The sequence below is a fragment of the Pseudomonas sp. R38(2017) genome (genome assembly GCF_002112395.1).
In the GTDB taxonomy this organism is placed as follows: domain Bacteria; phylum Pseudomonadota; class Gammaproteobacteria; order Pseudomonadales; family Pseudomonadaceae; genus Aquipseudomonas.
The window spans coordinates 582,962-601,993 of record NZ_NEHN01000005.1; the positions used below are offsets into that span (position 1 = coordinate 582,962).

Sequence of the window (19,032 nt, forward strand, 5' to 3'; positions counted from 1 at the left end):
TTGATGATCCGCCGAATTGCAACGTATGCCCCGTAGCTTCATCCCACAGCGCTATCGCGAGGACACACGAATGAGTACTGCCGCACCCATCCTGCTCACTCCCGGCCCGTTGACTACCTCGGCCCGCACCCGTCAGGCGATGATGGTCGACTGGGGTTCATGGGATGACCGCTTCAATCAACTGACCGCCAGTCTCTGCGAACAACTGCTGGCCATCCTCAACGGCGCCGACAGCCACCACTGCGTGCCTTTGCAGGGCAGCGGCACCTTCGCCGTCGAAGCCGCGATCGGCACTCTGGTGCCTCGCGACGGCAAGGTGCTGGTGCTGATCAACGGCGCCTACGGCAAGCGTCTGGCGAAAATCTGCGAAGTGCTGGGCCGCTCGTTCAGCACCTTTGAAACCGCTGAAGACGAGCCGACCACCGCCGCCGACGTCGACCGCCTGCTGCGCGCCGACAGCGACATTACCCACATCGCGCTGATCCATTGCGAAACCAGCACCGGCATCCTCAATCCGCTGCCGGAAATCGCCCAAGTTGTCGAGCAACACGGCAAACGCCTGATCATCGATGCCATGAGTTCCTTCGGCGCGTTGCCGGTGGATGCACAGCAAGTCCCGTTCGATGCACTGATCGCCGCCTCCGGCAAATGCCTGGAAGGCGTGCCGGGGATGGGCTTCGTATTTGCCCGCAAGGAATCCCTGGCCGCTGCCGCCGGCAACTCGCATTCGCTGGCGATGGACCTGTTCGACCAGCACAGCTACATGAAGAAGACCGGCCAGTGGCGCTTCACCCCACCGACCCACGTGGTCGCGGCGTTGCATGAAGCCCTGCTGCAATACAACGAAGAAGGTGGCCTGCCGGCGCGGCATGCGCGTTACGCCGCCAACTGCCAGGCGCTGATGGAAGAGATGGGCAAGCTCGGCTTGCGCAGCTTCCTGCCCGCCGCGATCCAGGCCCCGATCATCGCGACCTTCCATGCACCGAAAGATCCGCGCTACCAGTTCAAGGACTTCTACGAACGGGTCAAGGCCAAGGGTTACATCCTCTACCCCGGCAAGCTGACCCAGGTCGAGACCTTCCGCGTCGGCTGCATCGGCCACGTCACCCCGGCGCAGATGCGCGAAGCCGTCGCGGCGGTGGGTGAAGTGTTGCGCGAGATGGAAGTGCTCGACATCTGATTCATCCGGCCCGCTCCCCTATTTGAATTGCATTGCCCACTCAGGAATTTGATTGCCATGAACTACAACAACCCAAGCAAACTGCAAGCCGCCATCCTCGACTGGGCCGGCACCGTGGTCGATTTCGGTTCTTTCGCACCGACCCAGATCTTCGTCGAAGCCTTCGCCGAATTCGATGTCCAGGTCTCCATTGACGAAGCTCGTGGCCCGATGGGCATGGGCAAGTGGGATCACATCCGCACCCTGTGCGATCAGCCGCAGGTTGCCGAGCGCTACCGCAGGGCATTCGGTCGCACCCCGACCGACGATGACGTCACCGCGATCTACAACCGCTTCATGCCGCTGCAGATCGAAAAAATCGCCGAGCACTCGGCGCTGATTCCCGGCGCACTGGAGACCATCGCCAACCTGCGCCAGCAAGGGATCAAGATCGGCTCCTGCTCCGGTTATCCGAAGCAAGTGATGGACAAGGTCGTGGAGCTGGCCGCCACCAACGGCTACGTCGCCGACCACGTCGTGGCCACCGACGAAGTGCCGAACGGCCGACCATGGCCGGCCCAGGCCCTGGCCAATGTGATTGCGCTGGGCATCGACGATGTTGCCGCCTGTGTGAAGATCGACGACACCGTGCCGGGAATCCTCGAAGGTCGTCGCGCCGGGATGTGGACCGTGGCGCTGATCTGCTCCGGCAACGCGCTGGGCCTGGATTACGAAGGCTACCGCGCACTGGGCAGCGACGCGCTGGCCAGCGAACGCAAGCGCATTCACGCGATGTTCGAAGGCTCGCGCCCGCACTACATGATCGACACCATCACCGACCTGCCGGAAGTGATCGCCGACATCAACAAGCGCCTGGCCAAGGGTGAGATGCCGCAAAGCAGCTGATAACGCGGCCTGCAGCAAACAAAAACGCCAGTGTCTGCCCGACACTGGCGTTTTTTTATGGGCAAACCCCTGATTTCGCGCAATGAAAGAGTTTTTAGACACGCGCAAATCGGCCAAAGCGGATTACAGTTAAAGCATGCCGTCGCTCAAGAACGGCACGTTTCGACCCTGATCAGTGAGGAAACACCGTATGCCGTGGACAAGTTCCGAATCACGCTACAGCACCGTGTCGGTCCTGTTGCACTGGTTGATGCTGGTGTTGTTGGTGCTGGTGTATGCCAGCATGGAATTGCGAGGCATCTTTCCCAAGGGCAGTGGCGGCCGCTCGCTGATCCGCGAAGTGCATTACATGCTCGGCCTGACCGTGTTCGTGCTGGTGTGGTTTCGCCTGCTGGCGCGCAGCCTCGGCCCGGCGCCGAAAATCTTCCCGGCTTCACCGCAGTGGCAGATCGCACTGGCCCGGCTAATGCACTGGGCGCTGTACCTGTTCATGATCGCCATGCCGATTCTTGGCTGGCTGATCACCAGCGCCGAGGGCCATCAAGTGATGTTCTACGGTTTCGACCTGCCGTTGCTGGTGCACGAGGACAAAGCCTTCGCCAAACAGGTAGAGCACTGGCACGTACTGATCGGCAACATCGGTTACTGGCTGATCGGCCTGCATGCGCTGGCCGGGCTGTATCACCACTACGTGGTGGGCGATAACACGCTGCTGCGGATGATGCCCAAGCGCAACCAGGTTTAGCCGTCGAGTCCACGCCGGCCCTGCAAGCCGCCGGTGTGGACGAAGATCAGTCGCGTTCCACTCTTTAAACGACCCGCCTCGGTGTGTTGTTTGAGCGCCAGCAAAGCCTTGCCGGTGTACAGCGGTTCGAGGGGGACGCCGCTGACATGTTCAGCGTGCGCGATGAACTCAAGCAACGGCGCATCGACTTTGGCGAAGCCGCCACGGCTGGCGTCGATCAGTTCGTAGCCCTCGATGTCACCGACAATCGCCTCGACATTGGCCGCGACGCCGTGATCGTCGGGCACGGCCATTGCGCCATACACCGGGTGTTCACCCGCCTCTGCCAGCACCAGTCCCGCAAGAGTGGTGCCGGTGCCACAAGCCAGCCACCAGCCGTCATGGTCGTCCCAACCGAGCTTGCCGAGTTGATTACTCACTTGATCCTTCAGTGATGCGCAACCCTGCGCACCGGGCACCCCGCCACCACCTTCGGGCACCGGATGCAACGTCGGATATTGCGTCAGCCACGGCTGCCAGAACCCCGGCTCGTGCCGCGCCCGATAACCGCCATAACCGAGCCAGTGCAATTGCATGCCGAAGTCCTGCAGATCCCTGACCGTCGGCGTGTCCTGCGGATGTCCGCGCAACAGCCCGACCGTTGTGAATCCCAGGCGCTTGCCCGCAGCGGCCAGTGCATGCAGATGATTGGAGTGCGCGCCCCCCAGGCTGATGATGCCTTCGGCGCCCGCACGGTCGGCAGCCTTGAGGTGTTCAACGAGTTTGAACCACTTGTTGCCGCTGATCAGCGGGTCAATCCGGTCCAGACGCAGTATCGCGACTTCAATGCCGGCGGCAGTGAGCCAGTCCAACTGAAGCGGTTCGAGGGGGGCTGGGGCCAGCCAATCGGTGGGAGGCAGAAACATGAAGGCCGGCTCTGTGCAAAGAGCCGGCATTCTAGGGTGGATCAGAGCTCGGCGGCCAGACGCGAACCTTGATTGATCGCACGTTTGGCATCCAGCTCGGCGGCCACGTCAGCGCCGCCGATCAGGTGCACGTTCTGTCCGGCTGCCACCAACCCTTCTTGCAGCTCGCGCAGTGGATCCTGGCCGGCGCAGATGACGATGTTGTCCACCGGCAGCACTTGCGGCTCGCCGGTTTCGCCGATGCGGATGTGCAGGCCTTCGTCGTCGATCTTCAGGTACTCGACGCTGTTGAGCATCTGCACCTGCTTGTTCTTCAGACCGGTACGGTGAATCCAGCCAGTGGTCTTGCCCAGGCCGTCGCCGACCTTGGATTTCTTGCGTTGCAGCAGGAACACGTCACGGGCCGGTGCGTGCGGTGCAGCCTTGATCCCGGCCACGCCACCACGAGCTTCCAGGTTCGTGTCGATGCCCCACTCTTTCCAGAACGCAGCGCGATCCTGGCTGGTGGCCACGCCTTCATGAACGAGGAATTCCGACACGTCGAAACCGATACCGCCGGCGCCGATCACCGCCACACGCTTGCCCACCGGTTTGCGCTCGAGCAGCACATCCAGATAGCTCAGCACTTTGGCGTTCTCGATACCCGGAATCGCCGGCACTCGCGGCGCAATGCCGGTGGCCAGAATGACTTCGTCGTAACCGCCCTCAACCAGTTTTGCCACATCGACGCGGGTATTCAGGCACACCTCGACATTGGTGGTCTGCAACTTGCGTTTGAAATAACGCAGGGTTTCGTAGAACTCTTCCTTGCCCGGCACGCGTTTGGCGACGTTGAACTGGCCACCGATCTCGCTGGCCGAATCGAACAGCGTCACCTGATGCCCGCGCTCGGCAGCCACGGTGGCAGCGGACAGACCCGCAGGGCCGGCACCGACCACGGCGATTTTCTTGATCTGCTTGACCGGCAGATAGTTGAGTTCGGTCTCGTGGCAGGCACGCGGGTTGACCAGGCAACTGGTGAGCTTGCCGCCGAAGGTGTGATCGAGACAGGCCTGGTTGCAACCGATGCAGGTGTTGATTTCGTCAGCGCGGCCTTCAGCGGCTTTGTTGACGAAATCCGGGTCGGCGAGGAACGGCCGCGCCATCGACACCATGTCGGCATCGCCTTCGGCGAGGATCTGCTCGGCGACTTCCGGGGTGTTGATGCGGTTAGTGGTGATCAGCGGAATGCTCACCGAGCCACGCAGCTTGGCCGTGACCTTGCTGAACGCCGCACGCGGCACTTTGGTGGCGATGGTCGGAATCCGTGCTTCGTGCCAGCCGATACCGGTGTTGATGATGGTCGCACCGGCCTGCTCGATGGCTTTGGCCAAGGTAACGATTTCTTCCCAGGTGCTGCCGCCTTCCACCAGATCGAGCATCGACAGGCGGAAGATGATGATGAAGTTCGGCCCCACCGCCTCACGCACCCGGCGAACGATTTCCACCGGCAGGCGCATGCGGTTTTCGTAGCTGCCGCCCCAGCGGTCGGTACGGTGGTTGGTGTAAGCCGCCAGGAACTGGTTAATGAAATAACCTTCCGAGCCCATGATTTCCACGCCGTCGTACTCGGCGGTCTGGGCCAGTACCGAGCAGGTGACGAAATCGCTGATCTGTTTCTCGATGCCTTCCTCGTCCAGCTCTTTGGGCTTGAACGGGTTGATCGGCGCCTGGATTGCACTCGGTGCGACTTGTTTCGGGCTGTAGGCATAACGGCCGGCGTGGAGGATCTGCATGCAGATCTTGCCGCCCGCATCGTGCACGGCACGGGTGACGATGCGGTGCTTGAGCGCTTCTTCCTCGGTTGTCAGCTTGGCTGCGCCGGAGTACACACCGCCCTCGTCGTTCGGGCCGATACCGCCGGTCACCATCAGGCCGACGCCGCCACGGGCGCGCTCGGCAAAATACGCCGCCATCCGCTCGAAACCACCCGGTTTCTCTTCCAGGCCGGTGTGCATCGAGCCCATCAGGGTGCGGTTGCGCAACGTGGTGAATCCCAGGTCCAGCGGGGCCAGCAGGTGCGGGTAAGTGGCGGTCATCGGTAACTCCACAGCGAGCGATCACGGAAAATGCGGGAGCTCTGCGTCCCCCGTCAGTCATGTTCGACAGACTAAGAGTCGCATCGCTGTCACTCAATGACCGTAACTGACAAGTTATTGATCCAAATGCGCAGCACCCCTTGGCAATCGCAGGCATGGGCCCTACCCTAGTCCCACACCCTGTACCCGGTTGTTGTTGGTTTTCATGCGCAAACTTTTGTACCTGACCTTATCCATGGCGCTCGTCGCCGCGCTCACCTTCTACGCCATGTGGGCGGCTGACCGCCCGGCCGGTCATTACCTGTCGGACCTGAGGATCAAACTGGCGGTCGATCAGGGTACCCGCGCCGACCGTGGCAATCTGCTGGGCATTCAGCCGGAACTGTTCCCCACCGACTACCAAAGCTCCGAGCGCCTGCACCGCAAACTCGCCGCCTATCTGCAGCAAGCGCAGGATCAGGGTCTGCTCAATGACAAAACCATCGTGGTGCTGCCCGAGCACGTCGGCACCTGGCTGATGATCAGCGGCGAAAAAGACGAGTTGTACCAGGCGCCCACCCTCGAAGAGGCGATGAACTGGCTGGCCGCCAGCAACCCATTGAAGTTCGCCCGCGCCTGGCTCACCGCCAGGGGCAGCAGCCGTCTGGATGACGCCCACCTGCGGATGAAATCCCGAGACATGGCCAAGGACTATCAGTTGTTGTTCGGCGGTCTGGCCAGGGAATTCCATATCACTCTGGTGGCCGGCTCGATCGTGCTGCCGGAACCGAACATCATCGACGGCCGGCTCAAGGCCGGCAGTGGCGCGCTGTACAACACCAGTGTGGTGTTTGGTCGTGACGGCGCCCCGATTGGCCAGCCACAGCGACAGATGCGCCCGATCTTCGATCAGGATGAAACGACCGACACCGGCGAGGCTTCACAGATCAACGTGGTCGACACCCCCGCCGGACGTCTCGGCGTGCTGATTGGTAACGACAGCTGGTATCCGGACAACTATCGCAAGCTCGACGCGCAAGGTGCGCAACTGATCGCAGTGCCGGCGTTCGTCATCGGTCACGGTGTGTGGGACCAGCCCTGGCAGGGTTACAGGGGCTTGAACGTGCCGGACTCGGTCAGCCTCAAACCGGGAGAGGTCAGCGAAGGCCAGGCCTGGCATCGCCTGACCCTGACGGCACAACCGCCGGGCAGCCGTGCGATTGCCGGCATGAGCGTGTTCCTGCGCGGGCAGTTCTGGGACAAGCCGAGTTCCGGGCAGAGCTTCCTCAGCAGCAATGGCCAGCAGTTCGCCGACGGCGAAGCCCGTGGCGCGCGCTTGCTCAATCTCTGGTTGTAGACCATGAAGCCGCTGCCGATGCGTCTTGGGGATCTTTCGGTAGGCTTCGTCCATAGCCTGGCCGATGCCGTGCGTAGCCATGACGCCGACCCGCAGCCGTTGCTCGAACAATATGGGCTCGACACCGCGCGAATGGCCGAGGCCGGCGCACGCCTGTCGATCCCGCGCTACATGCGCCTGGGGCATGCTGCGATCCAGTTGACCGGCGATTCGGCGCTGGGTTTGCGCATGGGCCGGCTCAGTCGTCTGAGTCAGGCCGGACTGGCGGGCGTCACGGCAGCGCAGGCGCCGACCGTGCGCGAAGCCGCCCGCTGCCTGACGCGCTTTGAGCCGCTGTACGGCTCCAATTATCGCGGCCAATCGAGTTTCCACGAGGATGCCAGCGGAGCCTGGCTGCGCTTCTATTCGATCAGCCCGTACAACGCCTACAACCGCTTTGTGGTGGATTCAATCATCGCCGGCTGGCTGCATCAGTTGTCCAGCCTCAGCCCCGAACTACTGCGCGCCGAACGGATCGAGATCGAATTCGACACCCCGGATTATCGCGACGCCTACGCCGTACTCGGCGAATGCCCGATCCAATTCGGCGCCGAACACAATCAACTGCGTCTTAGCCTCACCAGCCTGGCCGCACGTAACCCGGAGCATTGCCCCAGCACCTGGAAGCATCTGCTGCAACTGTGTGAACGGGAGCTGGAGCAATTGACGCGAACCCGCAGCCTGCGTGAACGCATCACACAATTGCTCGGGCCGTTGCTCAATGGTGGCCGGGAACCCGACCTGGAAGAAGTGGCGGCACGCCTGAAGCTGCCGACCTGGACGTTACGGCGCAAGCTGGCCGAAGAAGGCACGCAGTTTCGCGCGATCCTCAACGACACTCGCCGTGATCTGGCGATGACCTACATTCGCGACACTGAACTGGCGTTCGGTGAAATCGCCTACCTGCTGGGCTTTGCCTCGGCCGAAGCTTTCCAGCGCGCCTTCAAGCGCTGGAACAGCCAGACACCGGGCGAGTTCCGCCGCAGTCACCGCAAGACCGGTTGAAGCCTCAGAGCTCGGTGGCGTCTTCCGCAGGCTCGGGCGAATCCAGTTCGTAAGCCTGGAACTCAAGCAGTTCTTCTTGATAGTCATCCATCGTGTAATCCCCCTCACTGCTTTGCTGAAATGGCCTGGAGCAAATGACCAGTGCCTCGAGCATAAAGTGCCCGTATGAAGGAAAAATGAAACACGGCCTTCATGAAATAAACGTAGCAGGCGGTCAGGGATTTATCGCGGGGATATTTTCAGAATATGTGAACCGAAATTTCAGCTCACACAGGTAGCGAAGCGGGAGCGACGTTGCGTCGCTCCCGCAACCGGTCAATGCCCGCTTGGCATCGCCGGGATCGGCTCTGATGGCGGCGGCAAGTCAGCCGGGTTGGCAGGTGGTGTGATGACTTCCGGAGCCGGCGCTGCTGTTGGAACCAGCTCCGAACCCGGGGCCGGAGTGATCGGCGGCGCCTCGGCTGGCGGAACGACCGGTTCCGAGCTGACCGGACCAGCCTCTGCGGGAGCAGGCGCCGGCGTCGCGGCAGGTTCGGCGGCCGGGGCTGGCGCCGGAGTCGGCTCGGCCGCTGGCGTTGGGGCCAGCGCGGCCGGCGCAGCCTTGGCTTCCGGCACGCCCAGATCGGTCTTCGGCTTCTCGGTGATGTGCGCAGCTTTCTTCGCATCCGCCGGCAGGAACAGCTCCACCAGGGTGAAGAAGCGCTCGTAGAATTTCTGCGAGGACACGGTTTCGCTGGCCACCTTGACCATTGAGTCGTCAGAGGAGCCGATCGGCATCGACACCGAGCCCAGCACACCAACTCCGAGGCTGGCCGAGTTGTTGGTCTTCTTCAGCGCGTAACGGTCCTGCAGGGCGTTGGCGAACACCGTCGCGTGGTGCGCGGCACTGCCGTCATCGGTGCACACCACGTTGAAGCTGATCTCCATGTGGGTTTCACCGGTCTGCTGGAAGCTTTTGTGGCCGCTGACCAGTTTCGGGTCGCTGCTGGTGATGATGTAGCCCTGGCTGAGCAACGCGCGGCGCGCCGCTTCGCAGCTGGCGGCATCGGTGACCGGATAGTTGCGCGAAAAGGTGCCGGAATCGTCGAAGTTCTCATGCTCGTAGATAGGCTTGTCCTTGGAGCAGCCGGCAGCGGCGGTCAGCAACAACGCCAACCCGAAAAAACGCACGGGAATAGAATTCAACATTAAACATCCTGAGGGAAAACGGTCCGGGGCGTATTGTGCAACATATCGCTGCCCCGCGGCGTACGGATTAGTGTCTTAAAACAGTTACAACTCTACCGGTCATGGGTAAAGGGAAAAAGGCAAACCGGCCATTGGTCGATGAAAATCCTGTCACCCAGTGATTGATAGGCAAAAAAAAGCCCCGAATGTTCATTCGGGGCTTTTTTTATCGCTCAGTCAGGCATCAGAAACGCTTGATGTCCGCTTCGCTTTCCAGCTGCTTGCGGTACGCCGCGAAGTCTTGCTGGCCTTCACGCGAGGCAAGGAAGCGACGATATTGCGCTTTCTCTTCATCGGTCGGCGCAGCGGCTTCGTTCACAGCGTTCAGACGCACGATGGTCAGGCTGCCATCAGGCAGTGTCACGCTACTGAAAGTCGGCTTGTCCTTGCCTGCCGGTTTCGGCATGCGGAACAACGCTTGCAGCACTGCAGGATCAACACCTTCCTGGGCGCGGGTTGCCGCCTGGGTAACTTTCCAGTTCTGGCCGTCGATGGCCTTGTCCAGCGGAGTCTTGCCATCGCGCAGACCGGCGATCAATTGCTCGGCCTTGGTCTTGGCAGCCGCGCTGGCGTGCTCTTTGGCCAACTGGGTACGAATGGCAGTCGCCACGGCTTCCAGCGGCAGTTGCGCAGGCTTGAGGTGCTCCTTGGCGCGCAATACGATCACGGTTTCCGGATCCAGCTCGATGGCGGTGCTGTTGGCACCCTCTTCCAGTACTTCAGTGCTGAACGCTGCTGTTACCACCGCGCGGTTGGCTGTAACACCTTCGCCACCTTCACGGCCGAACGGCTTGGAGGTGTGCACGGTCAGTTTCAGATCCTGCGCCGGCTGAGCCAGGTCAGACGATTCGAACGAGGAGTCTTCCAGCTGCTTGGTCGCCTCGACAAAACGCTGCTCGACCTGTTGGGTTTTCAACTCTCGGGTCAGCTTGTCTTTCAGACTGGCGAAAGTCGGAACTTCCGGTGCTTCGACGCCCAGCAGCTTGATCAGGTGGAAACCGAAGTCGGTGCGAACCGGCTCGGACACTTGATCTTTGTTCAACGAGTACAGGGCTTTCTCGAAGGCCGGGTCGTAGACGCCAGGACCGGCATAACCCAGGTCGCCGCCGTTGTTGGCCGAGCCCGGATCCTGCGAGAACTCCTTGGCCAGCGCTTCGAACTTCTCGCCCTTGGCCAGACGGGCCTGAACGTCTTCAATCTTCGCCTTGGCCTGGGCCTCGGTGGTCTTGTCGTTCACTTCGATCAGAATATGCGCCGCTCGACGCTGTTCCGACAGGTTGGCGATCTCTTTCTGATACGCCGCCTGCAGGTCTTCGTCCTTGACGGCGACCTGATCGAAGAACGAAGCCTTCTTCAGTTCGAGGTAATCGATGACCACCTGATCCGGGGTCATGAATTCCTTGGCGTGTTCGTCGTAGTAAGCCTTGACCTCATCGTCGGTCAGCTTCACGGCGGCCGGGTCGGCCTTGATGCTCAGCGAGGCGAAGTCACGGGTCTGTTTTTCCAGACGGGCGAAAGCCAGCACTTGAGCATCAGTCACGAAACCACTGCCCGCCACACCGGCGCGCAGTTGGCCGATCAGCATTTCCTGAGCCAGCATCTGGCGGAATTGCATACGGCTGTAGCCAAGCTGACGGATCACCTGGTCAAAACGTTCGGAGCTGAACTTGCCGTCAACCTGGAATTCAGGTGTTTGCAGGATCACCTGGTCCAGCGCCGCGTCGGAGAAGGCGAACTTCGATTTTTCTGCGCCTTGCAGCAGCAGCTTGCGATCGATCAGACCCTTGAGGGCCGATTCGCGCAGCATTTTTTCGTCCAGCAAGGAAGCATCGAAGTCCTTGCCCAGCTGTTGCATCAGCTGACGGCGTTGCATGTCAACGGCCTGGCTCAGCTCGTTCTGGCTGATTTCTTCACCATTGACCTTGGCCGCCTCGTTGGTGTGAGTCGTGGCCTTGAAAATGGCATCGAAACCGGTCAGGGCCATCAGTGCAACGATGACCCCGATAATGGTCTTGGCAATCCAGCCTTGTGAATTGTCCCTGATATTCTGCAGCATGCGTCCCCCAGAAACGGTTGAACTTCAAAAATTAGGCAACCGTGGAGCGTGGGTAGAATCCGGATAGAAGAAAGGCGCATCCGAGGATGCGCCTTCTCGTAACTGGCGGAGCGGACAGGGCTCGAACCCTCGATCCCGGCGTAGCAGGCAATTATTCCAAACCGCCTGCTCTACCGCTCCGCTGCCAAGTCAGGCATGACCCCGACCCGGATGGGTAAAAACCTGAATCAAACTTAGTTGACGGCTTCTTTCAGGGCTTTACCGGCTTTGAAACCTGGCTTCTTGGCTGCCGCGATTTCCAGAGTCTTGCCGGTCTGTGGGTTACGACCGATGCGAGCTGGACGATCGGTTACCGAGAAAGTACCGAAACCTACCAGAACTACGGAGTCCCCAGCCTTCAGAGCGCCAGTGACGGATTCGATTACAGCGTCCAGCGCACGGCCAGCAGCAGCTTTCGGGATATCAGCGGATGCAGCGATAGCATCAATCAGTTCCGACTTGTTCACTCTAAGTCCCCTTATATCTATTTGAGTATGATTCTAAGTTTTTTGGTGAAAGCAAAAACGAGTGCTGAATGGCCTACAGACACTTAAGAGCCGCTTTATAACAAGGGCTCTAAAAAGCTGTCAAGGAAGCCCCCCAGGCAAAAGCGTATTAATGCGTGCTAATTCTTTCCTTAGAGTCAGACTCACGTTTTTCATCCTTGGCAACTATCTCCGGAGCCACATCCGGCAAGGGCTCCGGCGCGTATTGCAGCGCAATTTGCAGGACCTCGTCAATCCATTTAACCGGTTTGATCTGCAGATCCTGCTTGATATTGTCAGGAATCTCCTTCAGATCGCGCACGTTCTCGTCCGGAATAATCACTGTCTTGATTCCGCCACGGTGAGCGGCCAGCAGTTTTTCCTTCAGACCGCCAATGGCGAGGACTTGACCACGCAGGGTGATCTCGCCGGTCATGGCGACATCGGCACGCACAGGAATCCCCGTCAAAGCCGACACCAGCGCAGTACACATGCCTACACCGGCGCTAGGACCGTCTTTCGGCGTAGCACCTTCCGGCATATGGATGTGCGTGTCGCGCTTCTCGTGGAAGTCCAGGGGAATGCCCAGACTCTTGGCACGGCTGCGCACCACGGTCAGGGCCGCAGTGATCGATTCGACCATTACGTCACCCAGCGAACCGGTCTTGATCAGTTGCCCTTTACCCGGCACGACGGCCGCTTCGATGGTGAGCAATTCACCGCCGACCTGAGTCCAGGCCAAGCCGGTCACCTGACCGATCTGATCCTGTTGCTCGGCCAGACCGTAGCGGAATTTGCGGACACCGAGGAAGTGTTCCAGCAGATCAGCTGTCACTTTCACCGAGAAGCGTTTTTCCAGTGCATGCTCTTTCACTGCCTTGCGGCAGACCTTGGCAATCTGCCGCTCGAGGCCACGCACACCGGCTTCACGGGTGTAATAACGGATGATGTCGCGGATCGCTTCCTCGTCGAACTCCAGCTCGCCTTTCTTCAGGCCGTTGGCGGCAATCTGCTTTGGCGACAGGTACTTGACGGCGATGTTGATCTTTTCGTCTTCTGTGTAGCCCGGCAGACGGATCACTTCCATCCGGTCCAGCAGCGCCGGCGGAATGTTCATCGAGTTCGAGGTGCAGAGGAACATCACATCCGACAGGTCGTAATCGACTTCCAGATAGTGATCGTTGAAGTTGTGGTTCTGCTCCGGATCGAGCACTTCCAGCAACGCCGACGCCGGATCGCCACGCATGTCGCTGCCCATTTTGTCGATTTCATCGAGCAGGAACAGCGGGTTGCGAACGCCCACCTTTGTCATCTTTTGAATCAATCTTCCTGGCATCGAACCGATGTAAGTCCGACGGTGACCACGGATTTCCGCTTCATCACGCACGCCACCCAGGGCCATGCGCACGAATTTGCGGTTGGTGGCATGGGCGATCGACTCGGCCAGCGAGGTTTTACCCACGCCCGGAGGACCGACCAGGCACAACACCGGGCCACGAATCTTCTTCACGCGCTTCTGCACGGCGAGGTATTCAAGGATGCGCTCCTTGACCTCTTCGAGGCCGTAGTGATCGGCATCGAGAATGTCTTCGGCGCGAGCCAGGTCCAGACGCACCTTGCTCTGGGCCTTCCACGGCACCTGTACCAGCCAGTCGATGTAGGAACGCACGACGGTGGCTTCGGCCGACATCGGCGACATCTGCTTGAGCTTGTTCAGCTCGGCGGTAGCCTTGGCCAGGGCATCTTTCGGCAGACCGGCAGCGTCGATGCGCTTTTTCAGGTCTTCGATTTCGTTGTGACCTTCGTCGCTGTCGCCGAGCTCCTTCTGAATGGCCTTCATCTGCTCATTCAGGTAGTACTCGCGCTGACTGCGCTCCATTTGCTTCTTGACGCGGCCACGGATGCGTTTTTCGACCTGCAGCAGGTCGATTTCGGCGTCCAGCAGAGCCAGAACGTGCTCGACCCGAGCAGCCAGATCGATGATTTCGAGGATTTCCTGCTTCTGCTCGATCTTCAGCGCCATGTGCGCAGCCATGGTGTCTACCAGACGGCCCGGCTCATCGATGCTGTTGAGCGACGACAGGACTTCAGCCGGGACTTTCTTGCCCAACTGAACATATTGTTCGAACTGCGACAGCAGCGTACGAACGAAGACTTCGGACTCGCGCTCAGCGGCATCGACTTCGTCGATCAAGGAAACTTCGGCACGGCAGTGGCCATCGACCTCGCTGAAACGCTCGACAGTACCGCGCTGCTCGCCTTCGACCAGAACCTTGACGGTGCCGTCAGGCAGCTTGAGCAGTTGCAGAACGGTGGCAATGGTACCGACGCGATACAGTGCGTCTTCTCCGGGATCGTCGTCAGCCGGGTTTTTCTGGGCCAGCAGGAGGATCTGCTTGTCGCCCGTCATCGCGGCCTCGAGGGCTTCGATGGATTTCTCGCGCCCCACGAACAGCGGGATAACCATGTGCGGATACACAACGACATCACGCAATGGCAGGAGAGGCAATTCGATGGTGGTCTTCATGATTTCGCCTCTACGGCGGCCATATGGCCGTAATCAGATGGAATTAAGCTTGAAGCCAAGATGGGGGCTGCCTTGAAAAAAAACAAGCGTAAAGCGGATGTAAAAAACGACATAAAAAAAAAGAGGCCCGAAGGCCCCTTCTTGTTCCGGCAGAGTGGACACTTATGCGTCCGGCGCTGCCTTGGCCGTCGGCTCACTGTTTTCGTAGATATACAGTGGCTTGGACTTGCCTTCGATCACGCTTTCATCGATCACGACTTTGCTCACCTCGGACTGCGAGGGGATTTCATACATCGTGTCGAGCAACACACCTTCGAGAATCGAACGCAGGCCACGGGCACCGGTTTTACGCTCCAGGGCACGTTTGGCGACCGACTTCAGCGCGTCGGAACGGAATTCCAGATCCACGCCTTCCATCTCGAACAGCTTGGCGTACTGTTTGGTCAGGGCATTTTTCGGCTCGGTGAGAATCTGCATCAATGCAGCCTCATCCAGCTCGTCCAGCGTCGCGAGGACCGGCAGACGACCGACGAACTCCGGGATCAGACCGAACTTGACCAGATCGTCAGGCTCGACTTCACGCAGGGATTCACCAACCTTCTTGCCTTCTTCCTTGCTGCGCACTTCTGCGTTGAAACCGATGCCACCCTTGGTGGAACGGTTCTGAATCACTTTCTCCAGACCGGAGAACGCACCACCGCAGATGAACAGGATGTTACGGGTGTCGACCTGCAGGAACTCCTGCTGCGGATGCTTGCGGCCACCTTGCGGCGGAACGGAAGCGACCGTGCCTTCGATCAACTTCAGCAAGGCCTGCTGCACGCCTTCACCGGAAACGTCCCGGGTGATCGACGGGTTGTCGGACTTGCGCGAAATCTTGTCGATTTCATCGATGTAGACAATGCCCATCTGGGCCTTTTCCACGTCGTAATCGCACTTCTGCAGCAGCTTCTGAATGATGTTCTCGACGTCTTCACCCACGTAACCCGCCTCGGTGAGGGTAGTTGCGTCGGCGATGGTGAACGGAACGTTCAGCAAGCGGGCCAGGGTTTCGGCCAGCAGGGTTTTACCAGAGCCTGTCGGGCCGATCAGCAGGATGTTGCTCTTGCCGAGTTCGACGTCGTCAGCCTTTTTGTCACGCTGGTTCAGACGCTTGTAGTGGTTGTACACCGCTACCGCGAGAACCTTCTTCGCACGCTCCTGACCGATTACGTACTGGTCAAGGATGCCGCTGATTTCTTTAGGCGAAGGCAATTTATGCGCGCTGCTTTCGGCCTGTGCTTCCTGCACCTCCTCACGGATGATGTCATTGCACAGGTCGACGCACTCGTCGCAGATAAAGACCGAGGGGCCGGCAATCAATTTGCGCACTTCATGCTGGCTTTTGCCACAGAAGGAGCAATAGAGCAGCTTGCCGTTGTCCTCGCCGTTGCGGGTGTCAGTCATTCGTTCGATCCAAATCCGATAGGCTTGCAACACAAGATGAAGGCTATTGCGGGCTTTTTCAAGCCCGCCACTGATCGGACCAGCCGATCAGGCCTGTTTTGAGCTGCTTATTTTAAGCTGGACGCTGGTTGATCACTTCGTCGATCAAGCCGTATTCCTTCGCAGCTTCTGCACTCATGAAGTTGTCGCGGTTGGTGTCGCGCTCGATTTCTTCAAGCGTACGGCCGCTGTGCTTGGCCATCAGCGTGTTCAGACGCTCGCGGATGAAGAGGATTTCCTTGGCATGGATTTCGATATCCGACGCCTGGCCCTGGAAACCGCCCAGTGGCTGGTGAATCATCACACGCGAGTTCGGCAGGCAGTAACGCTTGCCCGGTGCACCTGCGGTCAGCAGGAATGCGCCCATGCTGCAGGCTTGACCGATGCAGGTGGTCGACACGTTTGGCTTGATGAACTGCATGGTGTCGTAGATCGACATGCCTGCAGTGACCGAGCCGCCCGGGGAGTTAATGTAAAGATGGATGTCCTTGTCCGGGTTTTCCGCTTCAAGGAACAGCAATTGCGCGCAGATCAGGTTGGCCATGTAGTCCTCTACCGGCCCCACCAGAAAGATCACTCGTTCCTTGAGAAGACGCGAGTAGATGTCATAGGCGCGCTCGCCACGAGCAGATTGCTCGACAACCATCGGGACCAGGCCGCCGGCGGCCTGAATATCAGAGTTCTGCTGAATATAGGAATTACGGAACATGCTCTGCAGTCACTCCCAAATAGTCATGTCTTGAATACGCATAAGCCAGCTCGAAGGCTGGCTTATGGTGTGTGCTTCTAACGCAGAAACAATCAGTCGGCTTTTGGAGCTTCTACCGGCTTGACCGCTTCTTCGTAAGAGACCGATTTGTCGGTCACGCTAGCTTTCTGCAGAACAGTATCCACAACTTGTTCTTCCAGCACAACCGAACGGACTTCGTTCAGTTGCTGCTCGTTCTTGTAGTACCAGGACACGACCTGCTCAGGCTCTTGGTAAGCCGAAGCCATTTCCTGAATCATTTCGCGAACGCGGGCTTCGTCTGGCTTCAGGTCGAATTGCTTGACCACTTCAGCCACGATCAGACCCAGGACAACGCGGCGTTTGGCTTGCTCTTCGAACAGCTCGGCCGGCAGTTGGTCAGGCTTGATGTTGCCGCCGAACTGCTGAACAGCCTGCACGCGCAGACGGTCAACTTCGTTGGACAGCAGAGCCTTTGGCACTTCGATCGGGTTGGTGGCCAGCAGACCGTCCATTACCTGATTCTTGACCTTGGATTTGATGGCCTGACGCAGCTCACGCTCCATGTTCTTGCGAACTTCGGTGCGGAAGCCGTCGATGCCGCTTTCCTTGATACCGAACTGGGCGAAGAACTCTTCGTTCAGCTCTGGCAGTTTTGGCTCGGAAACGGTGTTGACGGTCACGGTGAACTCGGCGGCTTTGCCAGCCAGGTCCAGGTTCTGATAGTCCTCTGGGAAGGTCAGGTTCAGAACGCGCTCTTCGCCGGCTTTAGCGCCAACCAGGCCTTCTTCGAAGCCTGGGATCATGCGGCCGGAACCCAGCACCAGCTGAGTGCCCTTGGCGGAACCGCCGGCGAAGACTTCGCCGTCAACCTTGCCAACGAAATCGATGTTCAGTTGGTCTTCGTTCTGGGCAGCGCGATCGGCCACTTCGAAACGGGTATTCTGCTTGCGCAGGATGTCCAGCATCTTGTCCAGATCGGCGTCAGCCACTTCAGCGCTCAGACGCTCAACGGTGATACCTTCGAAACCGGCAACGGTGAACTCAGGGAACACTTCGAATACGGCTACGTATTCCAGGTCCTTGCCAGCTTCGAGCGACTTAGGCTCGATCGACGGCGAACCGGCCGGATTCAGCTTCTGCTCAACCACAGCTTCGTAGAAAGAGGACTGGATCACGTCGCCGATCGCTTCCTGACGCGCATCAGCACCAAAACGGCGCTTGATTTCGCTCATAGGCACTTTGCCTGGACGGAAGCCAGCAATCTTGGCCTTCTGGGCAGTCTGCTGCAGACGCTTGTTGACCTGAGTCTCGATGCGCTCAGCCGGCACGGTGATGCTCATGCGGCGCTCAAGAGCAGTAGTATTTTCAACAGAAACTTGCATGGATATTCCTCGTTGCACAGACGTTAGCCGGCCGTTTCCGACCCAAGAATCAAGGGCAAGCATTCTAGTAGGTCAAACTCAAGAAGTCACCCTACTGAAAACGGGTAAAAAAACAGCAGGCAAATTGAAGGCGGGGACAAACGGTTGCGCCTCGCCCTGTTAGCAAATACAGCCAATCAAGCCAGGGCCCTGCGCCAACCTCTTCTATATATAGAGGCGGTTGAATCATCTCCCTGACAGCCGACCTCGCAAGCAAGATCGGCGGGCAACGCAGCATCATCGAGTAACATTAGTACGACGAAGCACCCTGCCCTGCGACCCGAAACCGGCAGTCGCCAGAAACTCGAATTCCTGAAACAAAAAAGGCGCCAGACTGTTAAATCTGGCGCCTTTCGAAATATGGGGTGGACGATGGGGATCGAACCCACGACAACGGGAGTCACAATCCCGTGCTCTACCAACTGAGCTACGCCCACCATATTGCGTGCCAAAGAAGCCAAACAACTTCTTTGTAGAACTTCACCCTACCAACGGCATGAATGAAGCTTTGATTGGTGCGGATGAAGAGACTCGAACTCTTACGCCTCGCGGCGCTGGAACCTAAATCCAGTGTGTCTACCAATTCCACCACATCCGCGGATGAAGCTTTTTAAAGCAAAGGCGCCAGACTGTTACATCTGGCGCCTTTCGAAATATGGGGTGGACGATGGGGATCGAACCCACGACAACGGGAGTCACAATCCCGTGCTCTACCAACTGAGCTACGCCCACCATATCGCGTTACTTGTGCCAAAGCTGCCTAATGGCGCACCCGGCAGGACTCGAACCTGCGACCATCCGCTTAGAAGGCGGATGCTCTATCCAGCTGAGCTACGGGCGCCTTGTTAGCTGTACCCTTGGAGGACTACAAACTAAGTGCTTTCCAGCC

The 19,032-nt window shown here is 59.1% G+C and carries 15 protein-coding genes and 4 tRNA genes; 5 read left to right on the forward strand and 14 right to left on the reverse strand.

The window, feature by feature from the left end; genetic code table 11:
• Window positions 1–70: 70 nt before the first annotated feature.
• The 3 genes from CAF87_RS15785 to CAF87_RS15795 all read left to right on the forward strand — a co-directional run bounded on the left by CAF87_RS15785 (window position 71) and on the right by CAF87_RS15795 (window position 2,810).
• Window positions 71–1,180 (forward strand): 2-aminoethylphosphonate--pyruvate transaminase, encoded by a 1,110-nt coding sequence (locus CAF87_RS15785; RefSeq protein WP_085732208.1) that lies wholly within the window; start codon window positions 71–73, stop codon window positions 1,178–1,180.
• Window positions 1,181–1,237: 57 nt separating this feature from the next.
• On the forward strand, window positions 1,238–2,065 hold the full coding sequence (phnX, locus tag CAF87_RS15790) for a phosphonoacetaldehyde hydrolase (RefSeq protein ID WP_085732209.1): 828 nt from the start codon (window positions 1,238–1,240) through the stop codon (window positions 2,063–2,065).
• A 190-nt stretch (window positions 2,066–2,255) separates the two neighbouring features.
• Window positions 2,256–2,810, forward strand: coding sequence for a cytochrome b (locus tag CAF87_RS15795; protein ID WP_085732210.1), 555 nt, complete (start codon window positions 2,256–2,258; stop codon window positions 2,808–2,810).
• On the opposite strand, the gene CAF87_RS15800 is transcribed toward CAF87_RS15795, so the two are convergent.
• Window positions 2,807–3,715, reverse strand: a complete 909-nt coding sequence (locus CAF87_RS15800) for a 1-aminocyclopropane-1-carboxylate deaminase/D-cysteine desulfhydrase (RefSeq protein ID WP_085732211.1) — start codon at window positions 3,713–3,715, stop codon at window positions 2,807–2,809. The genes CAF87_RS15795 and CAF87_RS15800 overlap by 4 nt on opposite strands.
• 41 nt (window positions 3,716–3,756) lie before the next feature.
• Window positions 3,757–5,793: an FAD-dependent oxidoreductase gene (locus tag CAF87_RS15805; protein WP_085732212.1), complete on the reverse strand. Its 2,037-nt coding sequence runs from the start codon at window positions 5,791–5,793 to the stop codon at window positions 3,757–3,759.
• A gap of 205 nt (window positions 5,794–5,998) precedes the next feature.
• On the opposite strand from CAF87_RS15805, the gene CAF87_RS15810 reads away from it, so the two are divergent.
• Together CAF87_RS15810 and CAF87_RS15815 are read left to right on the forward strand one after the other, a co-directional pair.
• Complete coding sequence (locus CAF87_RS15810; RefSeq protein ID WP_085732270.1) at window positions 5,999–7,129, forward strand: carbon-nitrogen hydrolase family protein; 1,131 nt, start codon at window positions 5,999–6,001, stop codon at window positions 7,127–7,129.
• A 3-nt stretch (window positions 7,130–7,132) separates the two neighbouring features.
• Window positions 7,133–8,173, forward strand: a complete 1,041-nt coding sequence (locus tag CAF87_RS15815; protein ID WP_085732213.1) for an AraC family transcriptional regulator — start codon at window positions 7,133–7,135, stop codon at window positions 8,171–8,173.
• A 4-nt stretch (window positions 8,174–8,177) separates the two neighbouring features.
• On the opposite strand, the gene CAF87_RS29305 is transcribed toward CAF87_RS15815, so the two are convergent.
• The 12 genes from CAF87_RS29305 to CAF87_RS15870 all read right to left on the reverse strand — a co-directional run bounded on the left by CAF87_RS29305 (window position 8,178) and on the right by CAF87_RS15870 (window position 18,984).
• A complete protein-coding gene (locus tag CAF87_RS29305) occupies window positions 8,178–8,327 on the reverse strand; it encodes a hypothetical protein (RefSeq protein ID WP_170929600.1) in 150 nt (49 codons plus the stop codon).
• Between the two features lie 161 nt (window positions 8,328–8,488).
• Entirely contained in the window at window positions 8,489–9,361 is an 873-nt protein-coding gene (locus tag CAF87_RS15820) for a DUF2242 domain-containing protein (protein WP_085732214.1), read from the reverse strand.
• A 223-nt stretch (window positions 9,362–9,584) separates the two neighbouring features.
• Window positions 9,585–11,456, reverse strand: a complete 1,872-nt coding sequence (locus CAF87_RS15825; protein ID WP_085732215.1) for a SurA N-terminal domain-containing protein — start codon at window positions 11,454–11,456, stop codon at window positions 9,585–9,587.
• A 233-nt stretch (window positions 11,457–11,689) separates the two neighbouring features.
• Window positions 11,690–11,962 carry an HU family DNA-binding protein gene (locus tag CAF87_RS15830; protein WP_002552737.1) on the reverse strand — a complete coding sequence of 91 codons (273 nt, stop codon included), beginning with the start codon at window positions 11,960–11,962 and terminating at the stop codon, window positions 11,690–11,692.
• Window positions 11,963–12,110: 148 nt separating this feature from the next.
• The gene (gene lon, locus CAF87_RS15835; RefSeq protein WP_085732216.1) at window positions 12,111–14,507 is read right to left on the reverse strand and encodes an endopeptidase La; all 2,397 of its coding nucleotides are present in this window, start codon (window positions 14,505–14,507) and stop codon (window positions 12,111–12,113) included.
• Between the two features lie 162 nt (window positions 14,508–14,669).
• On the reverse strand, window positions 14,670–15,953 hold the full coding sequence (gene clpX / locus CAF87_RS15840; protein WP_016775335.1) for an ATP-dependent Clp protease ATP-binding subunit ClpX: 1,284 nt from the start codon (window positions 15,951–15,953) through the stop codon (window positions 14,670–14,672).
• Between the two features lie 112 nt (window positions 15,954–16,065).
• Window positions 16,066–16,701, reverse strand: a complete 636-nt coding sequence (gene clpP / locus CAF87_RS15845; protein ID WP_053161532.1) for an ATP-dependent Clp endopeptidase proteolytic subunit ClpP — start codon at window positions 16,699–16,701, stop codon at window positions 16,066–16,068.
• Window positions 16,702–16,793: 92 nt separating this feature from the next.
• Window positions 16,794–18,104 (reverse strand): trigger factor, encoded by a 1,311-nt coding sequence (tig, locus tag CAF87_RS15850; protein WP_085732217.1) that lies wholly within the window; start codon window positions 18,102–18,104, stop codon window positions 16,794–16,796.
• A gap of 400 nt (window positions 18,105–18,504) precedes the next feature.
• Window positions 18,505–18,580: transfer RNA gene (locus CAF87_RS15855), tRNA-His, on the reverse strand.
• Window positions 18,581–18,656: 76 nt separating this feature from the next.
• Window positions 18,657–18,741, reverse strand: a tRNA-Leu gene (locus CAF87_RS15860).
• A 58-nt stretch (window positions 18,742–18,799) separates the two neighbouring features.
• Window positions 18,800–18,875 (reverse strand) — tRNA-His (locus CAF87_RS15865).
• Between the two features lie 32 nt (window positions 18,876–18,907).
• Window positions 18,908–18,984, reverse strand: a tRNA-Arg gene (locus CAF87_RS15870).
• Window positions 18,985–19,032: the final 48 nt, after the last annotated feature.